This is a genomic window from Accumulibacter sp. (assembly GCF_016789985.1).
Lineage (GTDB): Bacteria > Pseudomonadota > Gammaproteobacteria > Burkholderiales > Rhodocyclaceae > Accumulibacter.
Genome location: NZ_JAEUOL010000204.1, coordinates 1 through 4,004 on the forward strand (window position 1 = coordinate 1; position 4,004 = coordinate 4,004).

Annotated in this window: 5 protein-coding genes; all 5 read right to left on the reverse strand. The window is 63.6% G+C overall.

Going from position 1 to position 4,004, the window contains the following annotated elements:
* Positions 1-306: enoyl-CoA hydratase/isomerase family protein (locus tag JNK99_RS11990; protein WP_291853323.1), on the reverse strand; the 306-nt coding region annotated here is incomplete at its 3' end.
* Positions 307-404: 98 nt separating this feature from the next.
* A complete protein-coding gene (locus JNK99_RS11995; protein ID WP_291853325.1) occupies positions 405-2,042 on the reverse strand; it encodes an acyl-CoA synthetase in 1,638 nt (545 codons plus the stop codon).
* 37 nt (positions 2,043-2,079) lie between these two features.
* Positions 2,080-2,700 carry an ABC-type transport auxiliary lipoprotein family protein gene (locus JNK99_RS12000; RefSeq protein ID WP_291853328.1) on the reverse strand — a complete coding sequence of 207 codons (621 nt, stop codon included), beginning with the start codon at positions 2,698-2,700 and terminating at the stop codon, positions 2,080-2,082.
* Positions 2,697-3,632 (reverse strand): MlaD family protein, encoded by a 936-nt coding sequence (locus JNK99_RS12005; protein WP_291853331.1) that lies wholly within the window; start codon positions 3,630-3,632, stop codon positions 2,697-2,699. Before JNK99_RS12005 ends, JNK99_RS12000 begins: the two co-directional genes overlap by 4 nt.
* A 2-nt stretch (positions 3,633-3,634) precedes the next feature.
* The coding region (locus JNK99_RS12010) for an AAA family ATPase (protein ID WP_291853334.1) at positions 3,635-4,004 on the reverse strand (370 nt) is incomplete at its 5' end.

Sequence of the window (4,004 nt, forward strand, 5' to 3'; positions counted from 1 at the left end):
CGGCATCCGGGTCAGCGTCATCATCATCCGGCCGCAGCGTTGGAACAGGTCCTGCATGAAGGACTTGTGATGGTTGGCGCGCATCTCCTTGAGGTCGTGGCCGGCACAAAACGCCTTGCCGGCGCCGGCGATGACCACGACGCGCACGGCAGGATCAGTGGAGATCGCATCCAGTTGTTCCTGCAGCACGCCGATCATGGCCAACGACAGGGCGTTGAACTGACTGGCCCGATTCAGCGTCAGGGTTGTGATGCCGTCGCGGTCCGTACGCAGGACATAGGGATCATCCGGGCTCGATGTGCTCATCTCTTTCTCCTCAGGTCACAGGTGATCGCGGACGGTTCGGGCCGCCGCCGGTTGGCCTGGCCGCCCGTCTGACGTGGTCGGCCAGGTGGCGGCCAAGCCTATTCGATCGCCGCAGACGATTTCGCCTGCTCGCGCAGGACGTATTTCTGGATCTTGCCGGTCGAGGTTTTTGGCAACGTGCAGATGATCACCCGCTTGGGAACCTTGAAGCGCGCCATGTGCTGCCGGCAGAACTCGATCACCTCCTGCTCGCTCACCGTCGCACCCTCGCGCAATTCCAGGAAGGCACAGGGGACTTCACCCCAGGTGACGTCAGGCGTGGCGACCACGGCTGCGGCAATCACCGCCGGGTGCTTGTAGAGCACATCCTCGACCTCGATCGACGATATGTTTTCACCACCCGAAATGATCACGTCCTTGGAACGATCCTTGATCTTGACGTAGCCGTCCGCGTGCATCACCGCCAAGTCGCCGGTATGGTACCAGCCGCCGGCGAAGGACTCCTCGGTTGCTTTCTGGTTCTTGAGGTAGCCCTTCATCACCAGGTTGCCGCGGAACATGATCTCGCCCATTGTTTCGCGGTCCCACGGCACCTGCTCCAGGTTCGTCGGGTCGAGCACGGTGATCGCCTCCTGGGCGTGATAGCGTACGCCCTGGCGGCCATTCAGATCGACCTGTTCGGCCAGCGGCCGCGCGCTCCAGTCGCTGTGCTTGGCGCACACCGCCGCCGGACCGTAGGTCTCGGTCAAGCCGTAGACGTGCGTCAGGTCGACCCCGATGTTGGCCATCGCCTCGATCACTGCTGCCGGCGGCGGCGCCGCGGCGATCAGACCGCAAACCTTCTGGGTGATCCCGCTGCGCAGTTCGTCCGGAGCGTTGGCCATCAGGCTGTGCACGATCGGTGCGCCACAGTAGTGCGTCACGCCGTGCTCGCGGATGGCCTCGAAGATCAACTTCGGGTCTACTCGGCGCAGGCAGACGTTGGTACCGGCGTTGGCGGCCATGGTCCAGACAAAGCACCAGCCGTTGCAGTGGAACATCGGCAGGGTCCACAGGTAAACCGAGTGTGGCGGCATGCCCCAGCTGACAATGTTCGACATCGAATTGAGGTAGGCGCCACGATGATGGTAGACCACCCCCTTGGGATTGCCGGTGGTGCCCGAGGTGTAGTTGAGAGAAATCGCATCCCACTCGTCGGACGGTCCACGCCAGGGAAAGTCGGGGCTGCCGCCGGCGATGAACTGTTCGTACTCCTGCGTTCCAAGCCGGGTGCCGGGGCCGCTGTACTCGGGGTCATCGACGTCGATGACCAGGATCTGGCGCTGGATGGCAGCCAGCGCCTTGCGCACGGTGAGCGAGTACTCGCGATCGGTGATCAGCACCTTGGCCTCTCCGTGCTCGAGCATGAAGGCAATCGTTTCGGCATCAAGGCGGGTGTTGAGCGTATTGAGCACGGCGCCGGTCACCGGCACGCCGAAGTGGCACTCGATCATCTCCGGCGTATTGTTGAGCATCGCCGCGACGGTATCGCCCTCGCCAATCCCATGCGCCGCCAATGCCGAAGCGAGTCGCCGCGAACGAGTGAAGGTCTGCAGCCAGGTGTAACGACGCTGTCCGTGAATCACTGCGGTGCGCTCCGGATAGACGTAAGCGCTGCGCGCTAGGAAGGTCAGCGGCGTCAGTGGCGTGTAATTGGCCGTGTTCTTGTCGAGACCTACTTGGTAAATGTTCGGCATCCCCAGCTTCTCCTCTCGGGCAATGAGTGTATGAGTGTCATTTGCTTTCCACAGCCGTCGGGCTGCAGTGTTTCAGCCTGCCACGTTTCTCAAGATCATTCAACCAGGCGGCCAACTGCTGTCCGAACTCGGAGCTCGCCGCAGCCAGCGCCGTGACCGCACCGCGAGCGTCGGCGGTCGTTGCCGCCGACTCGACGGCGATCAATCGCTCGCCGACCATCTGCTGCCTGGCGTCGAGCAGGCTGGCCTGGCCGTGCAGCACCGCGCGGCTCTGCTGTGGTGTGGCGAATACCTGCGAGAACTCCTGCAACTCGATGCGCAACAGGCAGGCTCCCGCCGTTCTTCCGCTGACGCTGACGAATCCCAGTTGCTGCCGCAAGCGCTGCGCCAGCAACTGGCTTGGCGCCCCCGCCCAGCGACTGGCCGCATAGCTGCGCAGTTTGAGCGGGTTTTCGTAGAGCAGGCGATACTCGATGCCCAGCGAGTCAAACCAGTACGGTGCGCGGATTTCGAGTGCCACTGTCGACCAGCGGCCGTCGCCGGCCAGGCGCTCGGCCGGCAAGCCCAGATCATAGGCCTCGGCGGCCGGTTGCTTGCGCAGGCCGCCGGTGCAGGCGACGAGCAGGCAGCCACCAAGAACGGCAAGTAGCCTGTTCATCGGGATGTCCCATCGAGCGGTGTGACGAAACCGGCTTCACCCGGTCCGGGGGCATGCTGTGGCGGACCGAAGATGAGACTCTGCGGCGATTCCTCGAGCATTTGCAGCACCCGGTTGAGCTGGCGCGAGTTGGCCGACAACTCGCCACTCACTTCATTCAAGCGGTCTACCAGGGTGGCGATCCCTCCTGTCGAGGGATCGCCGATCAACTGACCCAGTTTGTCGCCCACCGGCTGCAGGCCGACCACCAGACGACGGGATTCGGCCAGCAGGTGGCCGGCCTCGCCGGCCACCTGCTCGGCGCGCAGCAGCGTGCCGTTCAACAGGTGGAGATTCTCGGTCGCCAGGAGCTTGCGCAACTGCACGGCGACCTCGTTGCTGTTGGCGGTGGTTGCTTCGAGGTTGGCGAGAATTTTCCCCAGATGCTTCCGGTTGTCGTCGTCGAGCACCAGGTTTGCCTTGGCCAGGAAGTCGCGGGCCTGGCGCAACGTCGCCCCGCCAACCTCCGACAGCTCCTCGATCAGCGAAGATTGCATCACAATGCGCCCCAGGTCGCCGTCGGTCGTGCGCAATGGCGTCGGATCGGAGCCACTGTCTTCCAGCAGGATGTGGGCGATGCCGGTCACCCCCTGATAGCCGAGTTTTGCCGTGGTGCCCCGGGTGACCGGCACGTTGCGATCGATGCTGATCCGGATCAGGATGTTTCGTACGTCATCGGGTTCCAGCTCGATCGCCTCCACCTTGCCCACCCGGATGCCGCGATAACGCACCTGCCCCTGCAGGCTGAGGCCAGTAACGTTGTTGCGCGTCACCACCGCGTATTCCTTGGTCGCCTCGTGCTTCCCTCCGAACCACCAGATCGAGAACACCGCTGCTGCACCAAGGAGCAGCGTAAACACCCCTGCGACCAGGGCATGTGCGCGATTTTCCATGGCTAGCCGCCCCCCTGTCTGATCGCCGCCGCAGCACGTCCGGAGCTGAAAAAATTGTGGATGAAGGGATGGTCGACCGCCGCGACTTCGGCGGCAGTGCCGCAGGCGATCAGTCGTTGATCGGCGAGTACCGCCAGACGCGTAGCCAGCCCGGCAAGCGTCTCGGGATCGTGCGTCACCATCACCACCGTGAAACCGAGTTCTTTTTGCAGCATTTTCAGCAAGTTGACAAAGTTTTCGCTACGGTCGGGGTCGAGTCCGGCGGTGGGTTCGTCGAGTACCAGGAGTTCGGGCTCCAGCGACAAGGCACGAGCGAGCGCCACACGCTTGACCATGCCGCCCGACAGCTCGGCGGGCATCAGGCGAGCGTGA

Coding starts and splice junctions, on each gene's coding strand:
- JNK99_RS12000 (WP_291853328.1), bottom strand. CDS start 2,700: ATGAACAGGCTACTTGCCGTTCTTGGTGGCTGCCTGCTCGTCGCCTGC.
- JNK99_RS11995 (WP_291853325.1), bottom strand. CDS start 2,042: ATGCCGAACATTTACCAAGTAGGTCTCGACAAGAACACGGCCAATTAC.
- JNK99_RS12005 (WP_291853331.1), bottom strand. CDS start 3,632: ATGGAAAATCGCGCACATGCCCTGGTCGCAGGGGTGTTTACGCTGCTC.